The organism is Stenotrophomonas sp. CFBP 13724 (assembly GCF_014841975.1).
GTDB classification, from domain to species: domain Bacteria; phylum Pseudomonadota; class Gammaproteobacteria; order Xanthomonadales; family Xanthomonadaceae; genus Stenotrophomonas; species Stenotrophomonas lacuserhaii.
In genome coordinates this window covers 137887-163095 of the sequence record NZ_JACYUW010000001.1, presented here as the reverse complement: position 1 = coordinate 163095, position 25209 = coordinate 137887, and the positions used below count along the sequence as shown (strand labels likewise).

20 protein-coding genes are annotated in these 25209 nt (G+C 66.2%); 11 read left to right on the top strand and 9 right to left on the bottom strand.

Annotated features, from left to right (window positions below; translation table 11 throughout):
* Positions 1–115 precede the first annotated feature (115 nt).
* The 3 genes from IFT63_RS00695 to IFT63_RS00685 all read left to right on the top strand — a co-directional run bounded on the left by IFT63_RS00695 (position 116) and on the right by IFT63_RS00685 (position 2449).
* Positions 116–1057 carry a DegV family protein gene (locus tag IFT63_RS00695; RefSeq protein ID WP_042613679.1) on the top strand — a complete coding sequence of 314 codons (942 nt, stop codon included), beginning with the start codon at positions 116–118 and terminating at the stop codon, positions 1055–1057.
* Between the two features lie 67 nt (positions 1058–1124).
* Positions 1125–1469 (top strand): hypothetical protein, encoded by a 345-nt coding sequence (locus tag IFT63_RS00690; RefSeq protein WP_042613678.1) that lies wholly within the window; start codon positions 1125–1127, stop codon positions 1467–1469.
* A 119-nt stretch (positions 1470–1588) separates the two neighbouring features.
* Complete coding sequence (locus IFT63_RS00685; RefSeq protein WP_042613677.1) at positions 1589–2449, top strand: PA4780 family RIO1-like protein kinase; 861 nt, start codon at positions 1589–1591, stop codon at positions 2447–2449.
* 52 nt (positions 2450–2501) lie between these two features.
* On the opposite strand, the gene fghA is transcribed toward IFT63_RS00685, so the two are convergent.
* The 5 genes from fghA to IFT63_RS00660 form a co-directional block, all read right to left on the bottom strand.
* The gene (gene fghA, locus IFT63_RS00680) at positions 2502–3335 is read right to left on the bottom strand and encodes an S-formylglutathione hydrolase (RefSeq protein WP_042613690.1); all 834 of its coding nucleotides are present in this window, start codon (positions 3333–3335) and stop codon (positions 2502–2504) included.
* Positions 3336–3349: 14 nt separating this feature from the next.
* Positions 3350–4459 carry an S-(hydroxymethyl)glutathione dehydrogenase/class III alcohol dehydrogenase gene (locus IFT63_RS00675; RefSeq protein WP_042613676.1) on the bottom strand — a complete coding sequence of 370 codons (1110 nt, stop codon included), beginning with the start codon at positions 4457–4459 and terminating at the stop codon, positions 3350–3352.
* Positions 4460–4549: 90 nt separating this feature from the next.
* Positions 4550–4825: a metal/formaldehyde-sensitive transcriptional repressor gene (locus IFT63_RS00670; RefSeq protein ID WP_042613675.1), complete on the bottom strand. Its 276-nt coding sequence runs from the start codon at positions 4823–4825 to the stop codon at positions 4550–4552.
* A 79-nt stretch (positions 4826–4904) separates the two neighbouring features.
* Positions 4905–6806, bottom strand: coding sequence for a pyridoxal-dependent decarboxylase (locus tag IFT63_RS00665; protein WP_192082916.1), 1902 nt, complete (start codon positions 6804–6806; stop codon positions 4905–4907).
* A 379-nt stretch (positions 6807–7185) separates the two neighbouring features.
* Positions 7186–8073 (bottom strand): LysR family transcriptional regulator, encoded by an 888-nt coding sequence (locus tag IFT63_RS00660; protein ID WP_042613674.1) that lies wholly within the window; start codon positions 8071–8073, stop codon positions 7186–7188.
* A 105-nt stretch (positions 8074–8178) separates the two neighbouring features.
* Here IFT63_RS00660 and IFT63_RS00655 point away from each other — a divergent pair, with 105 nt between their 5' ends.
* Positions 8179–9231 carry an NAD(P)-dependent alcohol dehydrogenase gene (locus IFT63_RS00655; protein WP_192082915.1) on the top strand — a complete coding sequence of 351 codons (1053 nt, stop codon included), beginning with the start codon at positions 8179–8181 and terminating at the stop codon, positions 9229–9231.
* 578 nt (positions 9232–9809) lie between these two features.
* Here IFT63_RS00655 and IFT63_RS00650 read toward each other — a convergent pair.
* The gene (locus IFT63_RS00650) at positions 9810–11174 is read right to left on the bottom strand and encodes a glutamate--cysteine ligase (protein ID WP_192082914.1); all 1365 of its coding nucleotides are present in this window, start codon (positions 11172–11174) and stop codon (positions 9810–9812) included.
* A 384-nt stretch (positions 11175–11558) separates the two neighbouring features.
* A complete protein-coding gene (gene yihA, locus IFT63_RS00645; protein WP_042614138.1) occupies positions 11559–12158 on the bottom strand; it encodes a ribosome biogenesis GTP-binding protein YihA/YsxC in 600 nt (199 codons plus the stop codon).
* 124 nt (positions 12159–12282) lie between these two features.
* Here yihA and IFT63_RS00640 point away from each other — a divergent pair, with 124 nt between their 5' ends.
* The 5 genes from IFT63_RS00640 (at position 12283) to fhuE (ending at position 17940) form a co-directional block, all read left to right on the top strand.
* Positions 12283–13080: a c-type cytochrome gene (locus IFT63_RS00640; RefSeq protein ID WP_042614139.1), complete on the top strand. Its 798-nt coding sequence runs from the start codon at positions 12283–12285 to the stop codon at positions 13078–13080.
* A gap of 102 nt (positions 13081–13182) precedes the next feature.
* The gene (locus IFT63_RS00635; RefSeq protein ID WP_042614140.1) at positions 13183–13830 is read left to right on the top strand and encodes a thiol:disulfide interchange protein DsbA/DsbL; all 648 of its coding nucleotides are present in this window, start codon (positions 13183–13185) and stop codon (positions 13828–13830) included.
* A 100-nt stretch (positions 13831–13930) separates the two neighbouring features.
* The gene (locus IFT63_RS00630) at positions 13931–14752 is read left to right on the top strand and encodes a thiol:disulfide interchange protein DsbA/DsbL (RefSeq protein ID WP_192082913.1); all 822 of its coding nucleotides are present in this window, start codon (positions 13931–13933) and stop codon (positions 14750–14752) included.
* Between the two features lie 52 nt (positions 14753–14804).
* Positions 14805–15542: an endonuclease/exonuclease/phosphatase family protein gene (locus tag IFT63_RS00625; protein ID WP_192084102.1), complete on the top strand. Its 738-nt coding sequence runs from the start codon at positions 14805–14807 to the stop codon at positions 15540–15542.
* Between the two features lie 238 nt (positions 15543–15780).
* Entirely contained in the window at positions 15781–17940 is a 2160-nt protein-coding gene (gene fhuE / locus IFT63_RS00620) for a ferric-rhodotorulic acid/ferric-coprogen receptor FhuE (RefSeq protein WP_192082912.1), read from the top strand.
* Positions 17941–18252: 312 nt separating this feature from the next.
* On the opposite strand, the gene IFT63_RS00615 is transcribed toward fhuE, so the two are convergent.
* Positions 18253–21069, bottom strand: a complete 2817-nt coding sequence (locus IFT63_RS00615; RefSeq protein WP_249404371.1) for a TonB-dependent receptor — start codon at positions 21067–21069, stop codon at positions 18253–18255.
* A 266-nt stretch (positions 21070–21335) separates the two neighbouring features.
* On the opposite strand from IFT63_RS00615, the gene IFT63_RS00610 reads away from it, so the two are divergent.
* Both IFT63_RS00610 and IFT63_RS00605 read left to right on the top strand, forming a co-directional pair.
* A complete protein-coding gene (locus IFT63_RS00610; protein WP_192082910.1) occupies positions 21336–23312 on the top strand; it encodes a transglycosylase SLT domain-containing protein in 1977 nt (658 codons plus the stop codon).
* 183 nt (positions 23313–23495) lie between these two features.
* Positions 23496–24716 (top strand): multifunctional CCA addition/repair protein, encoded by a 1221-nt coding sequence (locus tag IFT63_RS00605; protein ID WP_192082909.1) that lies wholly within the window; start codon positions 23496–23498, stop codon positions 24714–24716.
* A 27-nt stretch (positions 24717–24743) separates the two neighbouring features.
* Here IFT63_RS00605 and IFT63_RS00600 read toward each other — a convergent pair whose 3' ends face one another.
* Positions 24744–25178: an SseB family protein gene (locus IFT63_RS00600; RefSeq protein WP_042614147.1), complete on the bottom strand. Its 435-nt coding sequence runs from the start codon at positions 25176–25178 to the stop codon at positions 24744–24746.
* Positions 25179–25209: the final 31 nt, after the last annotated feature.

Here is a 25209-nt window from a genome sequence, read left to right as displayed (position 1 = left end):
TGCGGTGCACCGCAGCCGCTGGACACCGGGACGCCGATGGCACGCGCGGAATTCCCAAAAGTGCGATACGTTTCACGCTTATGAAGCGGTAAACGCGCCTGGAGGGGGCCTGCGAATGCGCATCGGAATCGTCGTTGACTCAGCCTGCGACCTGCCGCAGGACTTCATCACCCAGCACAACATCGTCCTGCTGCCGATCACGGTACGGATCGGCGACGCCATCCTCGCCGACCATCGCGACGAGCAGGCCACGCTCAGCTTCCTGCATGCCCACGTGGCCGAGAACGGCGCGGAGGCGGAGACCATCCCCTTCAGCGTCCAGCAGATCCGCGACCTGTTCCTGCAGCGCCTGGTGATCGACTACGACCACGTGTTCTGCTTGACCATCACCAAGACCCGTAGCCCGATCCACGACAACGCGCTGCAGGCCAGCTTCGCCATCCTCAACGACTACAAACCGGTGCGCCAGGCGGCCGGCTTCAATTCGCCGTTCGCGCTGCGGGTGATCGACACCCAGAACCTGTTCGCCGCCCAGGCCGTGACCGCGGTGGAAGCGGTGCGGCTGCGCGACAGCGGCGCCAGCGTGCAGCAGATCCGCGAGCGGCTGGAGGAACTGGCCGGCAACGTGCACGGCTACATGATCACCCGCGACCTGTACTACATGCGCGCCCGCGCCCGCCACAAAGGGGATCGCAGCGTCGGCCTGATCAGCGCCGCGCTGGGCAGTGCACTGGACATCAAGCCGGTGCTGCACGGCTACCGCGGCGAGACCGGCCCGGTGGCCAAGATCAAGGGCTTCGACAATGCAGTGACCAAGCTGTTCGAGGTGGTCGGCCAGCGCGTACGCGCCGGGTTGATGACCCCGGCGGTATGCCTGAGCTACGGCGGCGAACTGGACGAACTGCGCGCCCTGCCCGGCTACGATGCGCTGCGCCAGGTCTGCAGCGACCACGGCGTGGTGGTGCTGGAAACGGTGATGAGCCTGACCGGCATGGTCAACGTGGGCAAGGGGGCATTGACGGTCGGTTTCGCCGATGGACCGCACCGCTTCGAATGAGTAGCCTGCGGCGGTCCTGCACGTACCGTGCACCGGCCGCCTGCAACGCTTGCACCCTTGAACGGAGATGCCAATGACCACGTATTACATCAGCCTGCCGGACCCGGCCAAGGCCCGCGGCAGCGATGCCGAACTTGCTTTCACCGCCCATGGTGCCGAGGGCTTCGCCGAGCAGCTGCAGGCTGCCCTGGCCAACCCGACGCTGTTCGAGAAGTGGAAGGCCAAGCAGTCCGATCCGGACGCGGTGCCCGAACAGTGGGGCGTCACCGACCCTGCCGCCAGCGTGACCGGCACCCAGGACGACCTGCAGATCAAGCTTGAAGCCCGTACCACGATCAAGGGCGAGATCCTGAAGGAACGCCTGCGCCTGCTCGCCGGCCCCCACTGGACCCTGCACGACGTCCGGTCGTAGCGCTGCGCCATGCTCGGCGGCTTCCGCAGGAAGGCGCAGGTGGCCGCCGGGTCAGGAAGGTGCGAAAATCACCCCCCTTTCAGGCCCGCCGTTGGCGCCGGCCGTCCCACCGAGGTTATGTGAAGACCCCCCAAGGCCTGCAGGCGCTGATCGACGACGGCGTGATCGATGAAGTGCTGCGCCCACTCAAGAGTGGCAAGGAAGCGGCTGTGTACGTGGTACGCAGCGGCGACGATGTACGTTGCGCGAAGGTTTACAAGGACATGGCACAGCGCAGCTTCCAGCAGCGCGTGCAGTACCAGGAAGGCCGCAAGGTCCGTGGCAGCCGCGAAGCCCGTGCCGTGGGCAAGGCCAGCAAGTACGGCCGCAAGCAGCAGGAAACCGCCTGGAAAAACACCGAAGTGGACGCGCTGTACCAGCTGCGCGACGCCGGTGTCCGCGTCCCCGAGCCGCATGGCTACTACCACGGCGTGCTGGTGATGGAACTGGTCACCGATGCCGAGGGCTTCTCCGCCCCGCGGTTGGGCGAAGTGGAGCTGGAGCCGGACCAGGCGCGCGATTACCATCAGGTGCTGGTGCGCCAGGTGGTGCGCATGCTGTGCTGCGGCCTGATCCACGGCGATCTGTCACCGTACAACGTGCTGGTGGACCCGGAGGGCCCGGTGGTGATCGATTTCCCGCAGGTGGTCAGTGCCGCGGGCAACAATGCCGCGCGCAGCATGCTGCTGCGCGACGTCAACAATCTCACCGCCTACCTGGGGCGCTTTGCCCCGGAGCTGCTCGACACCTGGTACGGCGAAGAGATGTGGGCGCTGTTTGAAGCCGGTGACCTGCTGCCCGACTCGCCGCTGACCGGCACCTTCGTCCATGATGAAACCACCATCGACCTGGACAGTGTCCGCCACGCCATCAACGATGCACGTGAGGAAGCGCTGATCCGCCAACAGGGTCGCGAAGCCGCCGAAGAAAACGACGACTGACCAGGAAGGTCGCCCTGTCCCGTAGCGCCGAGCCATGCCCGGCGCTACCCGGTCACAACGCCTTGGCGTGGTGGGCGATGTGATCGCCGATGAAGCTGGCGATGAAGTAATAACTGTGGTCGTAACCGGGTTGCAGGCGCAGCTGCAGCGGATGGCCGGCCGCTTCGCAGGCCGCTTGCAGGCGCTGCGGCTGCAACTGCGCCCCGAGGAACTCATCGGCGTCGCCCTGGTCGACGAGCAGCGGCAGCCGCTCGGCTGCCGTGGCCACCAAGTCGGTGGCGTCCCACGCCGCCCACGCGCTGCGATCTGTGCCCAGGTAGGCAGTGAACGCCTTCTCGCCCCACGGCACCTGGCTGGGCGCCACGATCGGTGAGAACGCCGATACGCTGCGGTAGCGGCCGGGATTGCGCAGTGCCAGCACCAGCGCTCCGTGACCGCCCATCGAATGACCGCTGATGCCGCGCGCATCGCTTGCCGGGAAATGCGCTTGGATCAACGCCGGCAGCTCGTCCACGATGTAGTCGTGCATGCGGTAGTGGCGCGCCCACGGTTCCTGCGTGGCGTTGAGGTAGAACCCCGCGCCCTTGCCCAGGTCGTAGCCTTCCGCATCGGCCACCTCATCGCCGCGCGGACTGGTATCCGGCGCCACCAGGATGATGCCGTGCTCGGCGGCGTAGCGCTGGGCGCCGGCCTTGGTGATGAAGTTCTGCTCGTTGCAGGTCAGCCCACTCAGCCAGTACAGCACCGGCAGCTTCTGCGTGTTCTGGGTGGCGGCCTGCGGTGGCAGGTAGACCGCGAATTTCATCTCGCAGTCCAGCACCTGCGAACGGTGCTGGTAGACGTCCTGCCAGCCGCCGGAACAGGCGCGGTGTTCAATGCGTTGCATGCTGTGTTCCCCCATCAGAAATGCACGACCGAACGGATCGACTTGCCTTCATGCATCAGGTCGAAGGCTTCGTTGATCTTTTCCAGTTCCATGGTGTGGGTGACGAACGGCGCCAGTTCGATATCGCCCTTCATCGCATCTTCGACCATGCCCGGCAGCTGGCTGCGTCCCTTCACCCCGCCGAACGCGCTGCCCTTCCAGGTACGGCCGGTCACCAGCTGGAACGGACGGGTGGAGATCTCCTTGCCGGCGCCGGCCACGCCGATCACCACCGACTGGCCCCAGCCACGGTGCGCGCATTCCAGTGCAGCGCGCATCACGTTGACGTTGCCGATGCACTCGAAGCTGTGGTCCACGCCCCAGCCGGTCATTTCCACGACCACCTGCTGGATCGGCGCTTCATGCTCGCTCGGGTTGACGCAGTCGGTGGCACCGAACTCACGCGCCAGCTCGAACTTGGCGGGATTGGTGTCGATGGCGATGATGCGCCCGGCCTTGGCCTGGCGCGCGCCCTGGATCACCGCCAGGCCGATGCCGCCCAGCCCGAACACCGCCACGCTGTCGCCTTCCTGCACCTTGGCGGTGTTGTGCACCGCGCCGATGCCGGTGGTGACGCCGCAGCCGAGCAGGCAGACGTGTTCCGGATTGGCTTCGGGGTTGATCTTGGCCAGCGACACTTCGGCCACCACCGTGTACTCGCTGAAGGTGGAGCAGCCCATGTAGTGGTAGATCGGCTCGCCGTTGTAGCTGAAGCGGGTGGTGCCATCTGGCATCACGCCCTTGCCCTGGGTGGCACGCACCGCCACGCACAGGTTGGTCTTGCCGCTCTTGCAGAACAGGCATTCACCGCACTCGGCGGTGTACAGCGGGATGACGTGGTCGCCCGGCTGCACGCTGGTCACGCCCTCGCCCACTTCCACCACGATGCCGGCGCCTTCATGGCCCAGCACGGCCGGGAACAGGCCTTCCGGGTCATCGCCGGACAGGGTGAATGCATCGGTGTGGCAGACGCCGGTGTGGGTGATCTTGACCAGCACCTCGCCCTTCTTCGGCGGGGCGACGTCGATCTCGACGATCTTCAGCGGCTGGCCAGGACCAAAGGCTACGGCGGCGCGGGACTTCATGATGGGATTCTCCAGGGGACGGCAAGGACAAGGGTAGGCAGGCGCGTGTTGCGCACGTGTTGACGAGCGCCCGCACGCGGCGGGCACGGTTCATTTCAGATAGGAACGGATCAGCGCCCCCATGTCGCGCACGCGCTCGGCACGCTGCGCGTCGGACGCTGCGGGCTGGCCGAATTCCTCGCGCAGGTGCGCTTCCATGACTTCGGACATCAGTCCGTTCACCGCACCGCGGATGGCCGCGATCTGCTGCAGCACCGGGCCGCAGTCCGCGCCGGATTCCAGCGCACGGTCCAGTGCATCGCATTGGCCACGGATGCGCCGCACGCGGGCCAGGACCTTCTTCTTTTCTTCAGCGGAATGCGGCATCGGGCAGCAGCCATGGAACTATACTGGGGGACAGTATATTAGTGTCCGCGGTGGCGGTCCAGCCCACGTCATGGAAGGATCACCGCAAGCCCGCCGCCAGTTCCCGCACCAGCGCTTCCAGGTGCACGAAATACTGCGTGATGGGGTCGTTCGCTTCCCCTGCAGCCTCGGCATGCAGCAGGAAGGGATTCATCAGCGAGTGGCGCAGGATGGACAGGCTGCCCACGCTGCCGGCCTCGCCACCGTCCAGGCCGAGCTGGCGCAGGATGCGCTGCATGTCCCGCCTGCCCACCGCCTGCTCCCGCAGGGCGGTACTGGAAGCGAGGAAGGCCGGGCAACCATTTCCCGCCGGATCAGGCCTGAGCCGATCGTGGAGCTGCTGCACGAACCGGCTGGCCGTTTCGATGCAGGCGTTGCCCTGCGGGTTCAAGGCAAGGCAAACCAGGTTGCTGTCCGGCTCACAGGGCACCAGCACTTCGGCTACGTCGCGAACACGTTCGGCGAAGCCCCTCGCCTGGCCCGTGAAGAACTCGGCGGCCAGCAGGGTGCGACGTGCCAGCACGCCGAAATGGGCATGGTCCAGCGGCAGCACGCGCTGGCTGACATAGGCCGCCGCGGCCATCGCCCCCGGCCGCGAGCCCTCCGGAGTGAACTGTCCCACGCGCGCATACTGACCGATGTAACCGGCCGCGGGATTGCCGGCGAACACGTAGTCGGCCTGTTCGGCCAGCAAGGGCATCGCGCGGTTGTCACGGCAGACGAAGGCGCCTGCGCCGCATGCCAGGTAGCCCAGTTTGTGCGGATCCACGGTGGCCGAATCTGCCCGGGCCAGGCCCTCGAACGCCCGGTAGACATAGGGCTGCGGGAAGTCGCGATACTCTGCACGCATGTCCTGCAGCGACCGCAACGTCCCGCTTTCATGGCGGAACACGCTGGCAAGGTAGCCGCCCCATGCCGCATCCACGTGCACGCCGAAGCCCAGCCCTGCGCGGCTCGAGCGATCACGGGCATCGCATATCGCCTCGACCGGGTCGATGCTGCCGTACTCGGTGCTGCCCAGCACGGCCGCGACCATCAGCACCGGCTGCCGCGTGCGCGCGCAGTCACGCAGGGCTTCGTCCAGCGCCTCGATGTCCAGTCGCATGCCCTGGGTGCGCAGCAGCCGCAGTTGCGCCTTCCCCAGGCCGACCAGCTTCATGCCCTTCTTCCAGGAATAATGCACGGTCGACGATGCCAGTACCTGCGGAACGCGAAGCGTGGGATGGCGGGCGAAGAATTCGTTCAGACCCAGTGTTTCGACCTGCTGCTGAGCGACCCGTGCACGCCACCGCGGGCGATCAGCAGGTGGCAGCGCGGCGATCCACGCCTGCCACTGCTGGAACAGCGCGATGCCGGCGGCGGGACCGCAGTTGAACGCTGTGTCGTCGTCCACCGGCAGGGGAATGTCCGGCACCTTGGCAGCACGCAGCGCCACCGGCCAGGCCTTCAGTGACATGGCCAGGCGCAGCGCCTGGTAGTTGGCGGTGGTGCCGCCGGAGGTCAGGTGGCCGAAAGCACAGTTCGGCTGCCTGACATCGTGGGGCCAGCCGAGCATGCGGGCCAATTGCAGGCCAACCTCCATTTCCATGCGCATGGTGACCGCCCCGGAGTCCGTGTTGATGTTGTTGGGGTCGTAAGGCAGCGTCAGCATCTGCGCCAACAGGCCGGGCAGCAGCAGGTCCGATGACATGTGGCCGATGTAGCGCGGACTGTGGAAAGGCACCGAATCTTTCAGTGCCTCGGACAGTGCACTGAGTTCTTCGAACATGCGCTTCTGCAGTTGACGGTATTTCGGCGACGCCGCGCGCGTGGGCGGCACGGGCCCGTCGCCCTGCGGGTGCAGGCTTCGACGCCACGCGACATGATCGCCGAAGAAGTCGTGGAGCAGCTGCTGGATGAACCCGTCGTTGTCGGCGAAGGGCCCGAGAAAGCAGGCAGCCATGGGATCCTGCAACGACTGCAGCGCCGAGCAGGCGGGAAGATCAGGGGTGGGAGTGGGCCACGCCCGGGTTAGTACGGCGGGATTGGAAGCGCGTGATTGCATGCGGGTATACACCTTGGCCATGGCAGAAGAGTGCTGCCGCGGCAACGCCGGCGGTTGGCGCCTGCTTCATGGCGGGTGCGCGTGCAGCAGCCCGATCCTGCGTTGCCCGGTCCACGGCGATTGCAAGGAATCTGCCCGGTCGGGCATCCGGATTTCCGACAATGGCCCGCTTGCGGTTGTACCCGTCATCCGGTGTGCGGCAGTGCCCCGCGCGTACCCGCCGTGCAGATGACCGGCGCAGGCCCGGGTCCGGATGCAGATGGCGCGCGGGCGCCATTCACGCCACGCGCAACAGGTCCACGAACGCACGCAGCGCCGAGGTCATCTGCCGCTGCCGCGGGTAATACAGCACGAACCCCGGGAACGGCGGACTCCAGTCTTCCAGCATGCTGACCAGCTGCCCGGACGCCAGCCACGGACGCGCGGCGTCTTCCAGCACGTAGGCAATGCCCAGCCCGTCCAGCACGGCGCGCACGATGGTGGTCTGCTCGCTCAAGGTGATCCGGCCCTGGACGTCGATCTCCAGCGCTTCATCGCCACGTTCGAACTGCCATTTGTACAGATGACCACTGGCGAAGCGGAAACGTATGCACTGATGGCGCAGCAGATCGCGCGGGTGCTGCGGGGTCTGGTGGCGGGCCAGGTAGGCAGGCGAGGCCACGATCATGCCGCGCAGGGCCGGCCCCAGCGGCACGGCCACCATGTCTTCGGGCACGAACTCGTGCAGGCGCACGCCCGCATCGAAACCCTCGGCGACGATGTCCACCAGCCCGTCGTTTTCAGTCACCTCGATGCGCACGTCCGGGTGTGCGCGCAGGAAATCGGCCAGTCGCGGACTGAGCTGGGTCGGCACCGCGGCACGGGCCGCGTTGATGCGCAGCAACCCCGCCGGCGTGGCGCGGAACTGGTTCATTTCTTCCAATGCGTCGCTCACCTGCCCCAGTGCCGGCTGCAGCCGCTCCATCAGCCGCTGCCCGGCTTCGGTCAGCGATACGCTGCGTGTGGTGCGGTGGAACAAGCCTACGCCCAGCCGTTCTTCCAGCGCACGTATGGCATAGCTGACCGCCGAGGTGGACAGCGCCAGTTCGGCACCGGCGCGGCGGAAGCTGCGATGGCGCGCCACGGCCGCAAACGCCGCGAGATGGGTGAGGTTATCCGTCGCCATTATCCAGTCCGCCTTGATGAATCATCCCGATCAACGGCCTATGTGGCGCGTCGCCGCGGGCGTATTGTAAAGCGCCTTTCCATAAACCCTGCCAAGGATTCCCCCATGTCCCTCGCCAAAGCCTATGCCGCGCACTCCAACACGGCGCCGCTGGTTCCGTTCACCTTCGAGCGCCGCGCCGTCGGCGCCGGCGATGTCCGCATCGAGATCCTGTACAGCGGCATCTGCCATTCGGACCTGCACCAGGCCCGCGATGACTGGGGCGGCGCCAAGTACCCGATGGTTCCCGGCCACGAGATCATCGGCAAGGTGGTCGAGGTCGGCACCGAGGTCACCACGCTGAAGGTCGGCGACTTCGCCGGCGTCGGCTGCATGGTCGATTCCTGCCGCCACTGCGAAGCCTGCAGCCACGATCTCGAGCAGTACTGCGCCGAAGGCGCGACGTTCACCTACAACGGCACTGACCGCCATACCGGCGAAACGACGCAGGGCGGCTACTCCGACCACATCGTGGTGGAGCAGCGCTTCGTGGTGAAGGTCTCCGAGACGCTGGACCTGAAAGCCGCCGCGCCGCTGTTGTGCGCCGGCATCACCACCTATTCGCCGCTGAAGCACTTCAAGGTCGGCCCCGGCCAGAAGGTCGGCGTGATCGGGCTGGGCGGGCTGGGCCACATGGGTGTGAAGTTCGCCAAGGCGCTCGGTGCGCACGTGGTGATGATCACCACCACCCCGGAAAAGGGCGCCGATGCCACCCGCCTGGGCGCCGATGAAGTGCTGGTGTCGCGTGATCCGGACCAGATGAAGGCCCATGCGGGCAGCTTCGACTTCCTGCTCAACACCATCCCGGTCGGGCATGACACCAACCCGTACATGGGCCTGCTCAAGCGCGATGCCACGATGTGCCTGGTGGGCGTGCTGACCGAACTGGACCCACCGCTGACCGGCGTGAGCGTGATCTTCGGCCGCAAGCACCTGACCGGCTCGGCCATCGGCGGCATGGCCGAAACCCAGGAAATGATGGACTTCTGCGCCGAGCACGGCATCGTCAGCGACGTGGAAGTGATCAACATCCAGGACGTCAACGAAGCGTGGGAGCGCATGGCGAAGAATGACGTGCGCTACCGCTTCGTGATCGACATGGCCTCGATCAAGGGCTGATCAGGCAGGCCAACGGCGCGGCCCCTCGCGGTGGTTCGCGAGGAGCGTTCCACTGCGTTGGGGCCGGGCGATGGGCTTGGTCGGGGGACGGCAAAAGCCGCATCCTGCGGGCCTCGTTTCGCGCCATCCCTGGCGCTCAACGCCCCCGCCCAACCCCATCGCCCGGCCCTGCCGAACTTCTGCGGCGGCCCACCACGGCTAAAAACAAGAAAAGCACATCGGTAGCGCCGACCCATGGTCGGCGGAAACCGTCCGGCACCGAGATGAAAAGCCGCCGACCATGGGTCGGCGCTACCGATGCCCCCGTGGCCCGTCGGGTGGAGGGAGCCCCTGAGTCAGGGGCGGCCGCGAAGCGGCGGGGTGTGGGTGCTGGTGAGACGGGGCCCAGGGTTTGCGCAGCAAGGCGTGGGAGCGACAGCGCGAATGCGATGGCGTGGACCCGCGCCAAGGATGGCGCGAAACGAGGCCCGCATGGACGCAGTTTCTGCCGTCCCCCACCAACCCCTCGCGCCCGGCCCAAACCAAAGAACCCGCACGTAGCGACCCACCACGAGGGGCTCCGCCGTTCGCCGCAGCAATCAGTATGCGAATTCGCGGAACACGTGGTCCACGTCGCCATTCCAGCGCCCATGGAACAGCGCCAGCTTGCGCTCGGCCGGGGTCAGGCCGGACTCGACGATTTCCTGCAGCACGTCCAGGTAATGGCTTTCGTCCATGCCGTCGGCGTTCAACGCAGCGCGGCGCTTCAGGCCACCCACCGCGATCTTCACCGCCTCGCGCGAAAGCTCACGCACCGTCCCGTTGCGGAACGGCAGGTTCATCGCATGCTTCGGAACGCCGTCGCGCAGCGCGTGGCGCTCGACCAGGGTGAAATCACGCACCAGGTCCCAGGCCGCATCGAGGGCTTCATCGTCATACAGCAGGCCCACCCAGAACGCCGGCAGCGCGCACAGGCGGCTCCATGGGCCACCGTCGGCGCCGCGCATTTCCAGGTACTTCTTCAACCGCACTTCCGGGAAGGCGGTGGTCATGTGGTCGGACCAATCGGTCAGGGTCGGCAGTTGGCCCGGTAGCACCGGAAGCCGGCCGGCCATGAAATCGCGGAAGCTCTGGCCGCTGGCATCGTGGTACACGCCGTCGCGGTAAGAGAAGTACATCGGCACATCGAGCAGGTAATCCACGTAGCGCTCGTAGCCAAAGCCGTCTTCGAACACGAAGTCCAGCATGCCGGTGCGGTCGGCATCGGTGTCGGTCCAGATGTGCGAGCGGTAGCTGAGGTAGCCGTTCGGCTTGCCTTCGGTGAACGGCGAATCGGCGAACAACGCGGTGGCGATCGGCTGCAGCGCCAGCGACACGCGGAATTTCTTCACCATGTCCGCTTCGGAGGCGTAATCCAGGTTGACCTGCACCGTGCAGGTGCGGGTCATCATGTCCAGGCCGAGCGAGCCGACCTTGGGCATGTAGTTCTTCATGATCTGGTAGCGGCCCTTCGGCATCCACGGCATCTCATCGCGCTTCCACTTCGGCTGGAAGCCCATGCCGAGGAAGCCCAGCTGCAGCTCACCGGCCACCTGCGCCACTTCGTTGAGATGGGTGCCGGTTTCCACGCAGGTGTGGTGGATGGTCTCCACCGCCGCGCCGGACAGTTCCAGCTGGCCGGCCGGCTCCAGGGTCACCGAAGCGCCGTCGCGCAGCAGGGCGATGGTGCGGCCCTTTTCCTGCACCGCTTCCCAGCCGAACCGCTGCAGGCCCTGCAGCAGTGCTTCGATACCGCGATCACCGTCGAAGGTGGGCGCACGCAGGTCGTCCAGCCGGAAGCCGAATTTTTCATGCTCGGTACCGATGCGCCAGGCGGCGCGCGGCTTCTCTCCCGAGGCGATCACCTCCACCAGCTGCGAACGGTCAGTGATGGGCGTCTGCGCGACGTGGCTGGGGCTCGACAAGGGACAGGCTCGCTGGTGGGGTGGCGGATGGAATGGGGCTGCGGCCCCGTCATCACAAGGGCGCACTATAGCGTGAGGCCTGCCCGCGTCACGCCTCCGTGACGGACTTCAGCATCCCACCTGCGGGGGCTTGACCCTCGTACACGGGAGGAATGACGATCGTGCCGCCCGCCATGGCCGATACCGACACACATGCCGAGGGCGGAGTCGAGGACCGGTAGCGCCGAGCCATGCTCGGCGAGCGTAGCGGCAGGCACAAGCGTGACGACCCACGGTCGTCACCCATCAAAGTCAACGGTCGTCACCCACCAGGACCAACGGTCGGGTCGTTGTCCGCCAAACAGCAGAAGCAGACGGCCAGCGGCCGTCACTACCGCGCTGGGTTCAGAGCCCCAGCCAACCGCCGATGATGCCGCGCGCTTCGTCCACGCCCAGCCGGCTTTCGCCGGAGAACACCTGCACGCCAACGGTATCGCCGAAGGCTTCGTGCAGTTCTTTCTTGACCTTGTTCAACGAGATCATCTGCTGGCTGCGGCTGAGCTTGTCGGCCTTGGTCAGCAACGCATGCGCCGGCAGGCCGCGCTGCACCGCATAGGACAGCATCTGCCGGTCGTATTCCTTCAGCGGATGACGGATGTCCATCACCACCACCAGGCCGCGCAGGGCCTGCCGGGTGCGGAAGTACTGGTCGATGAAGGCCTGCCAGTGCGCCTGCAGGTCCAGCGGCACCTTGGCGTAGCCGTAACCGGGCAGATCCACCAGATGGGCCTCGGGGGTGACCCGGAAGAACACCAGCTGCTGGGTACGACCGGGGGTCTTGGACACGCGGGCCAGCGCGTTCTGGCGGGTCAGGGCGTTCAGGGCACTGGACTTGCCGGCGTTGGAGCGGCCGGCAAAGGCTACTTCGGCACCTTCATCAGGCGGCAGCTGCCGCATGTTGTGGGCCGAAACGAAGTAGTGCGCGCGTTCGATGAGAAGAGACATGGTGCATAGGATCGCATGTTGCGCTGCCGCGCGCCCGACCATTGTTTGACCGTGCCATGAACCGGCGTTGATAATCCGGGGTATCCGGGCGGAGGGCCTGGCCGGACCAGAACGGAGCTTTAGCATGCGCCACGCTCGCGTTATTGCCGTTTCCGCTGTCGCCATATCCATCCTGGGCGCTGCCGCCTGGGCGCAGACCAGCATCACCCCGCTGCCGGACAACGGCCCGATCCAGACCGCATCGCTGGAAATTGACTTCAGCAAGACCCAATGGGGCGATGCCAAGGCCGGCCAGACCAAGGCCGCCGCCTGCGCGGCCTGCCATGGCGCGGACGGCAACGCGACCATCGAGATGTACCCACGCATCGCCGGCCAGAGTGAGCGCTATTCCGCCCAGCAGATGGCGCTGATCGCCACCGGGCAGCGCACCTCGGGGGCGGCGGTCGCCATGGTGCCCTTCGTCAAGGACCTCACCGCCCAGGATATGCGCGACATCGGCGCGTTCTTCGCCACCCAGAAGGCCAGCGCTGGCATCGCTGATGACACCGTCGTCGCCGATGGCCCGTACAAGGGCCTGAAGTTCTATGAGATCGGCCAGCAGTTGTACCGTGGCGGCGACGTGGCGCGCGGCCTGCCGGCCTGCATGGCCTGCCATGGCCCGACCGGTGCCGGCAATCCCGGCCCGGCCTACCCGCACATCAGCGGCCAGCACGCCGGCTATGTGTCCCGTCGCCTGCAGGAGTACCAGGCCGGACGCACCGGGGAGACCGATAAAGCGCACTTCCAGATCATGGCCAGCGTGGCGGCCAAGCTCACCGAACAGGAAATCCAGGCGCTGGGCAGTTACCTGCAGGGCCTGCACGACCGCGCCGATGATGTCGCCGCACAGGCAACCGCAGCGGCGCCGACGGCCGCCCCCTGACGACCGCCCATCGCCTGCGGTATCCCCCACGGGCGCTGGCTGAGGTATGTTCATCTCCGCGCCGGCACCCGCCGGCGACTGTTTTCATGGAGATGCGTGTCGATGAGGTTGATTCCCCGTCTGTTGCTGTCCCTGCTGGCGCTGCTGCCGCTGGCCCTGTCCGCCGCGCCCGCCGCGACCGACCTGCAGGAAGGTCGCGATTACGAGCGCATCGCCCAGCCCGGCCCGTTCCAGCCGCTGGCCGGCAAGATCGAAGTCGTCGAGGTGTTCGGCTACACCTGTTCGCACTGCGCACACTTCGAACCGCAGCTGGTCGCCTGGGTCGCCAAGCTGCCCAAGGACGTGCGCTTCACCCCCGTTCCGGCCGCCTTTGGCGGGCCGTGGGATGCCTGGGCCACCGCCTACTACGCCGCTGACCAGCTGGGCGTCGCCAAGCGCAGCCACGGCGCGGTGTTCAAGGCCCTGCACGAAGATCGCAGCCTGCCGATGCAGAACGTATCGGCCGACGAACTGGCGACCTTCTACAAGCAATACGGCGTGACCGAGGCCGCCTACGTGGCCGCGCTGAAGAGCGAGGCGGTACAGGCCAAGGTCACCGCCGCGCGCGAGTTCGCCCGCCGCACCCGGATCCCGGGCACCCCCAGTCTGGTCATCAACGGCCAGTACCTGGTGAAGGGCAACAGTGCCGAAGACCAGCTGCGCATTGCCTCGGCGCTGATCGCACAGGCCCGCTCCGGCAAGGCCCGCTGAACCACACGCCATCCACACGCGGTGCCCATGCGCCTGCGTGTCATCATTCGTTCCTGGCCGGCGCCCGACGCCGGCTTCAACCATTGCTGGAGAAGCTTTGATGAAGACCCGTTTCGCCCTGACCCTGCTGGCCCTGCTGCCGATCCTCGCTGCCTGCAAGGCCGACGACGGCACCGCCAATGTCGCCGCGCCGACCGAAGCCGCCCCGGCCGCCGAAACCGCCCCGGCAGCGGATGCCGCCGCACCGGCCACCAGCGAACAGGCTGCCGGCACCGAGCAGGCGGCGGGCAGCGAAGCCGCACCGGCAGCCGCCGACGATGCGCCGATGCGCCTGACCGGTCCGGAACCGGTGGCCGGCACCGATTACGTGGTGATCGAGAACGGCCAGCCGTTCCAGCCGGTGGCGGGCAAGGTCGAAGTGGTCGAGATCTTCGGCTACGTCTGCCCGGCCTGTGCGGCGTTCCAGCCGCTGGTCGGCCCGTGGAAGGCCGGCTTGCCGGGTGATGTGAACTTCATCTACGTGCCGGCCATGTTCGGCGGCACCTGGGACGACTACGCGCGTGCGTTCTATGCCGCGCAGACCCTGGGCGTGCAGGAAAAGACCCACGAAGCCGTCTACGCCGCCATCCACGCCGAGCAGACCCTGAAGGGCGAGCGCGGCCGTGATTCGGTCGATGACATCGCCGCCTTCTACGCCAAGCACGGCGTGGACGCCAAGCAGTTCAGCGCCGCGATGAGCAGCTTCGCAGTCAATGCCAAGACCAACGCCGCCAAGCAGTTCGCCCAGCGCAGCAAGATCTCCGGCACGCCGTCGCTGATCATCAACGGCAAGTACCTGGTGAAGGGCAACTCCTTCCCGGACTACCTGCGCATCGCTGACCACCTGATCGCGCGTGAGCGTGCGGCCAAGGCCGGCAACTGATCCTGGACAAGCGCATTCCGTCGTGAATTCCCCCACATCACGCACCCTGCGCCTGCTGACGGCCAACATCCAGGCCGGCTCGAGCACCCGCCGTTACAGCGACTACGTGACCCGCAGTTGGTCACATGCGCTGCCGGCGGGTCGCAAGCGCAGCAGCCTGGATGCGATCGCCACGCTGGCCCGCGGGCACGACATCGTCGGCCTGCAGGAAGCCGACCCGGGCAGCCTGCGCTCGGGTTTCACCAACCAGACCCATTACCTGGCCGAACGCGCCGGCTTCAATTACTGGAGCCACCAGCCGAACCGGCGCATGGGCGGGGTGGCCTCCTCGGCCAACGGCCTGCTGAGCCGGCTGGAACCGGTGGAAGTCCAGGACCACGCCCTGCCCGGCCGGATCGGCGGGCGCGGCGTGCTGCTGGCCAAATTCGGCGAGGGAACCGACGGGCTGGCGGTGGCCGTGGCGCATCTTTCGCTGGGCGCCGGCTCGCGGCTGTCGCAGCTGTCGTTCATCGCCGAGATGCTGTCCGACCACCCCAACGCGGTGCTGATGGGCGACTTCAACTGCCTGGCCGAACGGCCGGAAATGCAGGTGCTGTACCAGAAGACCACCCTGCAGCCCCCGGGCTGCGTGGTGCCCACCTTCCCCAGCTGGCGCCCGGACCGGGCCATCGACCACATCCTGGTCAGCAGCAACCTGCAGCAGCGGAGCATTGAAGCCGTCCCGGCGGCGTTCTCCGATCACTTGGCCCTGGCCATGTCGATCGACGTCCCGGCCAGCGCCCTGCGCTGAAAAAGGGGACGGAGGGGATTAAGTCGTTTTCGGCTCGCTTGCTTGGCCGAAAACGACTTAATCCCCTCCGTCCCCTTTTTTCTGCCATTGATGATGCGAATCAGTCCCATTATCATACTGTGATCGTGATCGCACAGGATGGTGCGGGCGCGCCTTAGCTCTCCCCCCACTTCCCGCTCCGTCTGGCCACCAGGGATCCTCGGCCAGGCGCCTGTAGCGACCTGCCTGGTTGATGCCGATGACCCGTCCCGCCCCTCTCGCCCTGCGCCGCTTGCCGCAGGCCCTGATGGTTGCCCTGTGCAGCCTGGCTGCCGCACCTGCGTTCGCGCAGAACACCGACACGCCCGATGGCAGCGCCGCCACCACGCTGGATGGCATCGTGGTGAAGGGTGAGCGCGCCGAAGGGTATTCGGTCCGCCGCACCTCGGCCGGCACGCGCTTCGACCTGGCCCCGCGCGAGATTCCGCAATCGGTCAGCATCATCAGCCACCAGCGCATCGAGGACCAGAACCTCGACGACATCATCGACGTGCTGGCCAACACCACCGGCGTCAGCAGCACCCAGTCCGACACCGAGCGCACCGAGTTCTACGCGCGCGGCTTCTACATCGACAGTTACCAGTTCGATGGCCTGCCCACCCAGATGGTGCAGAACTGGAGCTACGGCGATTCCGGCCTGGACCTGGCCCTGTATGACCGCGTGGAAGTGGTCCGCGGCGCGACCGGCCTGCTGAGCGGCGCCGGCAATCCGTCCGCTTCGGTGAACCTGATCCGCAAGCACGCCGACAGCGCCGAGCTGACCGGCAACGTGTCGGTGAACGTCGGTAGCTGGGGCCGAACCCGCAGCACCGTGGACGTGACCACGCCGCTGAATGCCAGTGGCTCGGTGCGCGCGCGCGTGATCGGCAGCTACCTGGATACCGAATCGCAGATGGACCGCTACAACCAGCACAAGACGCTGGGCTATGCGGTCATCGATGCCGACCTGACCCCGGACACCCAGCTGAGCGTGGGCTACGACTACCAGCAGAAGCGTGCCAATGGCGCGACCTGGGGTGGCTTCCCGATGCTGTTCTCCGATGGCAGCCCGACCCCGTTCGATGAGTCGTTCAGCGCCAACCCTGGCTGGACCTACTGGGATACCACCAGCAAGCGTGCGTTCGCTACGCTGGAACATGCCTTCGCCAACGACTGGAAGGTCAAAGTCGGCGCGACGCATGACACCACCAAGGCCGACGACAAGCTGTTCTACCCGGCCTACAACGACTGGACCACCGGCGCTTCGCTGCTGGACAAGGACACCGGCGCCGGCGTTTCGCCCTCGGCCGGTTTCTACAACACCGAGCGCAAGGTCAACGCGGTGGACGGCTTCGTGGAAGGCCCGTTCCAGCTGTTCGGCCGCGAGCACCAGTTCATGGCCGGCCTGAGCTACAACAAGCGCGAGTTCGCCAACTACGGCGACTACCAGGTCGGCTGGGCGCCGCTGGACAACTACCTGGCCGGCGTGGGCAGCTTCCCGGAGCCGAACTGGGCGGCCACCCTGCCGTTGCAGAGCGAAGGCACCATCACCCAGAAGGCCGGCTATGCCGCCACCCGCCTGTCGCTGGCCGATCCGCTGAAGCTGATTCTCGGCGCGCGTTACACCGACTGGAAGAGTGAAGGCGAAGGCGACGACCGCTCGCACACGGTCACCACCCCCTACGCGGGCCTGGTGTTCGACATCAACGACACCTACTCCACCTATGCCAGCTACACCGAGATCTTCCAGCCGCAGACCGCGCGCGACCGCAGCGGCGGCTACCTGGATCCGGTGGACGGCAAGAGCTACGAGATCGGCGTCAAGGGCGCATGGTTCGACAACCGCCTGAACGCCTCGGTCGCGGCCTTCCGCATCGAACAGGACAACGTGGCGCAGGTCACCAGCGAGCCGATCCCGAGCCGCCCGGGCGAGTTTGCCTACGTCGCCGCGCGCGGCACGGTGAGCCGTGGTTTCGAGTTCGAGCTCAACGGTGAGCTGGCCCCGGGCTGGAACGCGACCTTCGGTGCGTCGCGTTACGTGGCCAAGGACATCAACGACGCCAACATCAACACCAACCTGCCGCAGACCACGATCAAGCTGTTCACCAGCTACACCCCGCAGTCGCTGACCGCACTGACCGTGGGTGGTGGTGCCAACTGGCAGAACGGCATCTACTACCCGGTGCCGGCTTACGGCCGCATCGAGCAGGACGGCTACGCGCTGGTCAGTGCCTTCGTGCGCTACCGCCTCTCGCCGGAGTTCAGCGTGCAGGCCAACCTCAACAACCTGCTGGACAAGCAGTACTTCTCGCAGATCAACGGGTATGGCGCATATGGCGACGGACGTAATGGCTCGCTGACGTTCACCTACAACTTCTGAGTCTGGTTGGTTGAAACCGGGGTCAGAGTCCTTCCGCATGGCGAAAGGACTCTGACCCCTTACTCCATTCGCAGACGTCTACTTTGCTGCCGCCAGAGCACAACATGAAAGCGTAATCAGAATAGCGGCGCCGAACGCCACGATTACCTTGATATTTTTCTTCATATGCCGCCGTCGCATTGCCTGTGTCTGGAATATCACCTGGATGGCAGGACATCAATATGAGCGTGCGACAACGCAAGATTTATGCAAGATCAGAAGCCGGGGTCAGGGTCCTTCCGCATGGCGAAAGGACCCTGACCCCTTACTCCATCAGAAGCGCAGGTCCGCCCTTGCGTACCAGTAACGTCCACGCGGGATGTCATACGTGGACGCGTCGTAGCCGTTCAACGAGCACGACAGGCAGATCGGCGGATCCTTGTCGAACACGTTGTTCAGGCCCAGGCTCAGCTGCAGGCCCTTCATCCAATCCACCTTGTAGCCCACCTGCATGTCGTGGAAGGTGGTGGCGGCCAGCTTGTTGGTACCAGCGACCTGATCGCTGCAGATCGGGAACGCGGAGGCATCGCCGCACTGTTCAGTGAGCTCGGAAATGTGCCGCACCGTCCACGAGGCATTCCAGTTGTCCAGCGCCCACGACACGCTGGCATTGCTGGTCCATTCCGGGATTGAACTATCAGCCACTTCCACGCCCGGTTCCTGCGGCTGGCGCTGGCCGGCCGCGCCAAGTGCCTCGTAACGTCCGACGAAGGTGTTCTGCCAGCCCAGCTTGAACTGACCGATGTCGGTCTGCGGCAGGGTGTAGAACAGATCCACGTCCCAGCCATCGGTCTTGATTGAACCGAGGTTGGTCAGCCGGTTGTTGAAGCTGCTGATCGCACCGGTGTTGGCGCGGGTGATGCCGTTGCAGTACAGCGGGTCCAGTGAATCCACGCACAGGTCCAGCTGGGTCTGCGCGTTGATGGCCTGGATGGCGCCCTCGATGGTGTGGCGGTAGAACGTCACCTCCACGTCGAAGCGCTCCGACCATTCGGTGTTGTTGGCGAACCATGGGCTCCACACGAAGCCGGCACTGAAGCTGCGCGAATGCTCCGGATCCAGCTCGATGTTGCCGCCGGTGGTGACCGAGATCTGCGAGTTGGCCGACTGGAAGCCGGTCGGCACGCCGAGCGCGGCGCAGTTGGCTGCATTGCCGCGCGGTGCATCGCCGCCCAGCCCGATCGAGCACGGATCGAAGATCTCCAGATCGCCACGTGCGGCCGAGCCATACAGCTCGCCGATCGACGGTGCACGGAAGCCTTCGGCATAGCTGGTGCGCAGCACGAAGTCATCGGTTACCTGCCAGCGCAGGCCGTACTTCGGCGTGAACTCACCACCGAAGGTGGAGTAGTCCGAGTAACGTCCGGCCAGGCTCAGGTCGAGTTTTTCGCCCAGCGCGCTCTTGGCGAAGATCGGGATGCTCAGCTCCAGGTAGGCTTCGTTGACGTCGTAGGAACCGGACGTCGGCAGTGACGGGACCCCGTTGTAATGGCCGATCACCGTCAGCGGATCGGGCTGGTAGGAGCCCTCGTACTTGCGGTACTCGTAGCCGGTGGCGAAGGCCACCGGGCCGGCCGGCAGGGTGAACAGCTCACTGGACAGGTTGGCGGTGAACAGGCTCAGCTCGTTCTGGCTGCGGTCGCGTACCACCGGCTGGATCCACTGCAGCATGGCGGGGGTGATACTGCCTTCACCACTGAAGATATCCAGCGGAACGCACCCGGGAGTGGCCGCGCAGATCGCCGGATCGCCGAGCGCAAGATTTACGTTGTAGATGTTGTAGCTGCCGTAGTTGGTCTGCTCGGCCTTGTTCTTGCTGTACATGCCGTTGACGTCCCAGAACCAGCTGCGGTCAGCCGCTTCGAAGTCCCCGACCAGGCCCGTTGCAACGTAGCTGGTAGTGACCTCCTGCTCGAATACGCGCGCACCGCCCTCCACCGGCCGACGGCCAATGAACTGCAGGTTGTCAGAGGAAACAAGATCGAAGCCGAACGGGTTGTAAGGATTCAATGCTGAGACGGTGATGTTGTCCGCCAGCGCGTTGCCAGTACCCGCGTTGGGACCCAGCCCGAGTGGCTCCGGCGCCGCCTGGTTGGTCGATTCACGTCGGTTACCCAGTGCCTTTACGTACCACTGCATGTTGTCGGTGATGTCGAAGCGGAACTGACCAAAAATGCCCTTGCGCTCGGACGGCGTCAGCAGCAGGTTGTACTGCGCGTAGTTGAAACGATCGGCGCTGGTGAAGCAGTGGTAGTCATCCGTGCGGCTGCAGCCAGCGCTGCCGTCGTAGGTCGGCGTGCCCGAGCCCACGTTCGGGACCAGATCCTGCGCGGCCCCGGTGTTGGGATCAACGAACTGGAACCGTCCCTGCGGAATGCTGCCGCTGCCGAACGACAGCCCTGTGCCCGGCTTCGGCAAGCGCGACTGGTCGCGCGTATTCGCATACACCGGATCCTGCTTGGTATAACTGGCCCCCAGGAACAGGCTGTAGCGATCGCCCTGAGTGCCCCACGCCAGGTCGATGCCCTTCTGCGTGCCATCGCCCTTGCTGTACTCGCCGTAGTTCATCGTCACCTGGGCGCCATCGAAATTGCGGCGGGTGATGATGTTGACCACACCGGCGATGGCATCGGAGCCGTACAGCGACGAGGCGCCGTCTTCCAGCACTTCGATGCGTTCGACGATGGCCAGCGGAATGGTGTTGAGGTCGGTCGCCGAGCCGACACCGGAGGCGGACGATTCGTTGACCCAGCGGATGCCATCGACCAGTACCAGCACGCGCTTGGCGCCGAGGTGGCGCAGATCGACCTGCGCCGAGCCGGCACCCACGCCGCTGCCATCGGGCGGGAAGCCGAAGTTGCCGGACGAGTTGAACTTGGCATTCAACGCCGAGCCCGAACCGGTGAGCTGCTGCAGCACTTCGCCGATGGAGGTCAGGCCGGTCCGTTCGATTTCGGTGCGGGTGAGGGTCTGGATCGGCAGGTGGCCTTCGACCTCGGCACGCTTGATGCGCGACCCGGTCACTTCAACACGATCCAGGTCAGTGGCGACACGAGGGGTCTCCTGCGCCATGACGGTGACGGACGACATCAGACCGACGCACAGGGATACAGCGACCGCCAAGGGGCGGTAATGCAGGTTGTTCATTCGCTTCTCTCTCTCCAGATGGGCGTGCTAATCAACTGCGCAAATCACACAGCGTCCTAGTTGTAAACAACTTGTAAAACATACGGCGTGACCTGCTCCTCGCTTTCACCTCAGCTGCACAAAACCCACTTGGGGTATAAGACAGCTGGCAAAACCCGACGCGCTCGCGTGAACAGCAGAATTCAGGCGTCAGCGGCTATGCTCCCCGGATGACTCGACACTCCCGCCCTGCCCTGTCCCTGATCGCGCTGGCTGCCCTGCTGCCTGCCATATCCCCGGCTTCTGCCCAGTCCTCCGACGCCCAGCGCGCGCAGCTGAAGGCGGCCATCGCCGATGCCGAGCGCGGCCAGTTCAACGCGGCCCAGGCCGGCACGCTGAGCCGCAACCCGGCCTACGGCTGGCTGGAGTACGCCAACCTGCGGCGCAACATCGAAACGGTCAGCAACGACCAGGCGCAGGCCTTCCTCAAGCGCTATGACGGCCAGGCCGTGGCCATGACGTTCCGCAGCGTGTGGCTGCCCGCGGTGGCACGTCGCCAGGACTGGTCGACCCTGCTGGCCAACTGGGCGCCGACTGAAAACGTCGGCCTGCGCTGTGCCCAGCTGACCGCGCGCCAGGCCACCGGCAAGGCCGATGCGCAATGGACGAGCGAGGCGCAGGACCTGTGGCGCAAGGCCGGCAAATCGCTGCCGGATGGCTGCGATGCGGTGTTCGCCGTGCTGCAGTCGCAGGGCGGCATGACCGACGCATTGCGCTGGGAGCGCGTGGACGCCGCCGCCGATGCCGGACAGCCGGCGGTGATGCGCACCGCCGCGCGCGGCCTGCCCGCGGCCGATCTCGCCCTGGCCACCGATTACGCCGCCTTTGTCGATGCGCCCAGTGCCAAGGCCCTGAACTGGCCGCGCAACGAGCGCAGCCGACGCATCGCCACCGATGGCCTGCAGAAGCTGGCCAAGGCCAATCCCGATGCCACCGAACAGCAGCTCCCGCAGTACGCGCAGGCGCTGGCACTGAGTGCGGACCAGCAGGCCCAGGTGCGCTACCAGATCGCGCTGTGGACCGTTGCTTCCTACTTGCCCGATTCGGCGCGCCGCCTGAATGCCGTGCCGGATTCGGCGTATGACGAGCGCCTGCACGAATGGCGCGTGCGCGAGGCGATGTCGCGCGGTGACTGGCCGGCCACGCTGGCCGCCATCCGCAAGATGGGCCCGACCCAGCGTGCAGACTCGCGCTGGACCTACTTCGAAGCACGCATGCTGGAAAAGACCGGCCAGGCCGCGCAGGCCAAGCCGGTGTTCGCACGTGCGGCCAGCTCGCCGACCTTCCATGGCTTCCTCGCCGCCGACAAACTGCAGCAGCCGTACATGCTGTGCCCGTGGAAGCCCAACGACAGTGCATCGGCGCGTGCCGCCGTATCACGTGACCCGGCCATCGTGCGTGCCATGGAGCTGTACCGCATCGACCGCGCCAGCTGGGCAACGGCCGAATGGAACAGCGCCCTGGCCAAGTTCGATGACACCCAGCGCCGCCTGGCGGTGGAAGTGGCGCAGGAAAACGGCTGGTTCGATCGCGCGGTGTTCTCGCTCGGCAAGCAGCCGGACGAACAGCGGCTGTACCACCTGCGCTTCCCGCTGCACCACGACGGCAGCATCCGCCGTGAGGCCGCACGCAATGCGATCGATCCGGCCTGGGTGGCCGCGGAAATCCGTGCCGAGAGCATCTTCAGCCCCAATGCGCGCTCGCCCGCCAATGCCATGGGCCTGATGCAGGTGCTGCCGGCCACCGGCGCTGCAGTGGCCAAGAGCATCGGGCTGACCACCTACGGTGGTGCAGCGAGCCTGTACGACCCGGACACCAACATCGCCATCGGCACCGCCTACCTGCGCCAGCTGATGAACAAGTACGACGGCCTGCCCTACGTCACCATCGCCGCGTACAACGCCGGTCCCACGCCCACGGCGCGCTGGCAGACCCAGCGCCCGGGCTTTGATCCGGACCTGTGGATCGAGACCATCAGCTACAAGGAGACCCGCGAGTACGTGGCCCGCGTGCTGGCCTTCAGCGTGATCTACGACTGGCGCCTCAACGGCGATGCGCTGCCGCTGAGCGACCGCCTGATGGGCAAGCTGGTGGACACCCGCAAGAAGTTCACCTGCACCGCCGCGGCGGGTGTCAAGGCGGATTAAGCGGCGGCAGAGGCATGACGGCCAGCGGCCGTCACTACCGAAGACGGGGTAGCGCCGAGCCATGCTCGGCGAGCACAGCGGGCGGTAGAAGCGTGACGACCAACGGTCGTCACCCACCCACAGCAGAGGCATGACGGCCAGCGGCCGTCACTACCGGGCGCAGCGGGCCGTATCATGGGCGGCATGAAGATCTATCTCGTCGGCGGCGCGGTGCGCGACCGCCTGCTGCAGCGCCCCGCCGGTGATCGCGACTGGATGGTGGTGGGCGCCACGCCCGCGCAGATGGAGGCCCAGGGCTTCCGGGCGGTCGGCCGCGACTTCCCCGTGTTCCTGCATCCGGACACCGGCGAGGAATACGCCCTTGCCCGCACCGAACGCAAATCCGGCCGAGGCTACCGCGGCTTCGTGGTCGATGCCGATCCGTCGGTCACGCTGGAAGAAGACCTGCAACGCCGCGATTTCACCATCAACGCGATCGCCTGCGATGAAGACAGCGGTACGCTGGTCGATCCGTATGGTGGCGTCCGCGATATCGAAAACCGCGTGCTGCGCCACGTCGGTCCGGCCTTTGTCGAAGATCCGCTGCGGGTACTGCGTGCAGCGCGTTTCATGGCGCGCTTCGCGCCTCTGGGCTTCACCATCGCCGATGAAACCATGGCACTCATGCGCGATGTCGCCGCCAGTGGTGAGCTCGACGCGCTGGTACCCGAACGCGTATGGCAGGAACTGCGTCGTGCGCTGGCATCGGAGCGTCCGTCGGCCTTCCTGCGCACGCTGCACGATGCGCACGCGCTCGCGCCGATCCTGCCCGAGCTGGACGCGCTGTACGGCGTGCCGCAGCGTGCGGAGTACCACCCGGAGGTGGATACCGGCGTGCACCAGCAAATGGTCAGTGACATGGCTGCGCGACTGGCACCGGGCGATGATCTGGTCGGCTTCGCCGCGCTCACCCATGACCTGGGCAAGGCGCTCACCCCCCAGGAAGAATGGCCGCGCCACATCATGCACGAGCAGCGCGGGTTGAAGCCGTTGAAGGCGCTGTGCGCGCGCCTGAAGGTGCCGGCCGAACACCAGCAGCTGGCCGAAGCCGTTTGCCGCGAGCACCTCAACGTGCACCGCATCGACGAGCTGCGCGATGCCACCGTGCTGGAACTATTGGGCCGCTGTGATGCGCTGCGGCGGCCGGAACGCGTTGCCCGCATCGCGCTGTGCTGCGAAGCGGACAAGCGCGGACGGCTCGGCTTCGAAGAAGGCGACTACCCGCAGGGTGAGACCCTCAAGCGCCTGCACCGGGCCGCGTTGTCCGTGCAGGCCCGTGACCTGGACACCACCCACCTGCAGGGCCCCGCGATCGGCCAGGCGCTGGCCAAGGCACGCATCGCAGCGATTGCTGCGGCGCGCTGAGCCGCCAGCATCGGCCAGCGGCGATCCTCAGCGAGCTTCGCCGCGGGTGAACGCGTCGGCGCGCTGCTTCAGCTGCACCACTGCATCAGGGATCATCTCCATGCCCAGGTCGAACCCGGGATTGAGCACGATGCCGACGCCATCGGAAATCGCGCTCAGCAGCCAGCGCACTTCCACCTGCAGGGCGTTCTCGAACTGCGGCAACTGCTCGCTCCACGCGCTGGCACGTTCAACGGCGGAGAAGATCGCAAACATCGGCTCGTCCGCTTCGCTGGTCAACACCAGCGGATTGATCGATTCATCCCAGTCCGCGTCCGGGCCGACCGGCTTGTCCAGCAGCACGAACACCTGGTCGCCCAGCAGGCTGTCCAGGAAGGCCGGCGCCTGCAGGGTGCCGTCCTGCGCCTGCACCAGGCGCACTTCCAGATCGTTCAGCGGTTCAAAGGGGGCTTCGGCTTCCACGGTTACTCCTGGTTGCGTGCTGGCACGCGTG

What these genes read in the sequence shown, in the direction of transcription:
- IFT63_RS00695 (WP_042613679.1), top strand. Translation starts at nt 116, where the DNA reads ATGCGCATCGGAATCGTCGTTGACTCAGCCTGCGACCTGCCGCAGGAC.
- IFT63_RS00690 (WP_042613678.1), top strand. Translation starts at nt 1,125, where the DNA reads ATGCCAATGACCACGTATTACATCAGCCTGCCGGACCCGGCCAAGGCC.
- fghA (WP_042613690.1), bottom strand. Translation starts at nt 3,335, where the DNA reads ATGCAACGCATTGAACACCGCGCCTGTTCCGGCGGCTGGCAGGACGTC.
- IFT63_RS00675 (WP_042613676.1), bottom strand. Translation starts at nt 4,459, where the DNA reads ATGAAGTCCCGCGCCGCCGTAGCCTTTGGTCCTGGCCAGCCGCTGAAG.
- IFT63_RS00670 (WP_042613675.1), bottom strand. Translation starts at nt 4,825, where the DNA reads ATGCCGCATTCCGCTGAAGAAAAGAAGAAGGTCCTGGCCCGCGTGCGG.
- IFT63_RS00665 (WP_192082916.1), bottom strand. Translation starts at nt 6,806, where the DNA reads ATGGCTGCCTGCTTTCTCGGGCCCTTCGCCGACAACGACGGGTTCATC.
- IFT63_RS00660 (WP_042613674.1), bottom strand. Translation starts at nt 8,073, where the DNA reads ATGGCGACGGATAACCTCACCCATCTCGCGGCGTTTGCGGCCGTGGCG.
- IFT63_RS00655 (WP_192082915.1), top strand. Translation starts at nt 8,179, where the DNA reads ATGTCCCTCGCCAAAGCCTATGCCGCGCACTCCAACACGGCGCCGCTG.
- yihA (WP_042614138.1), bottom strand. Translation starts at nt 12,158, where the DNA reads ATGTCTCTTCTCATCGAACGCGCGCACTACTTCGTTTCGGCCCACAAC.
- IFT63_RS00640 (WP_042614139.1), top strand. Translation starts at nt 12,283, where the DNA reads ATGCGCCACGCTCGCGTTATTGCCGTTTCCGCTGTCGCCATATCCATC.
- IFT63_RS00635 (WP_042614140.1), top strand. Translation starts at nt 13,183, where the DNA reads ATGAGGTTGATTCCCCGTCTGTTGCTGTCCCTGCTGGCGCTGCTGCCG.
- IFT63_RS00630 (WP_192082913.1), top strand. Translation starts at nt 13,931, where the DNA reads ATGAAGACCCGTTTCGCCCTGACCCTGCTGGCCCTGCTGCCGATCCTC.
- fhuE (WP_192082912.1), top strand. Translation starts at nt 15,781, where the DNA reads ATGACCCGTCCCGCCCCTCTCGCCCTGCGCCGCTTGCCGCAGGCCCTG.
- IFT63_RS00615 (WP_249404371.1), bottom strand. Translation starts at nt 21,069, where the DNA reads ATGTCGTCCGTCACCGTCATGGCGCAGGAGACCCCTCGTGTCGCCACT.
- IFT63_RS00610 (WP_192082910.1), top strand. Translation starts at nt 21,336, where the DNA reads ATGACTCGACACTCCCGCCCTGCCCTGTCCCTGATCGCGCTGGCTGCC.
- IFT63_RS00605 (WP_192082909.1), top strand. Translation starts at nt 23,496, where the DNA reads ATGAAGATCTATCTCGTCGGCGGCGCGGTGCGCGACCGCCTGCTGCAG.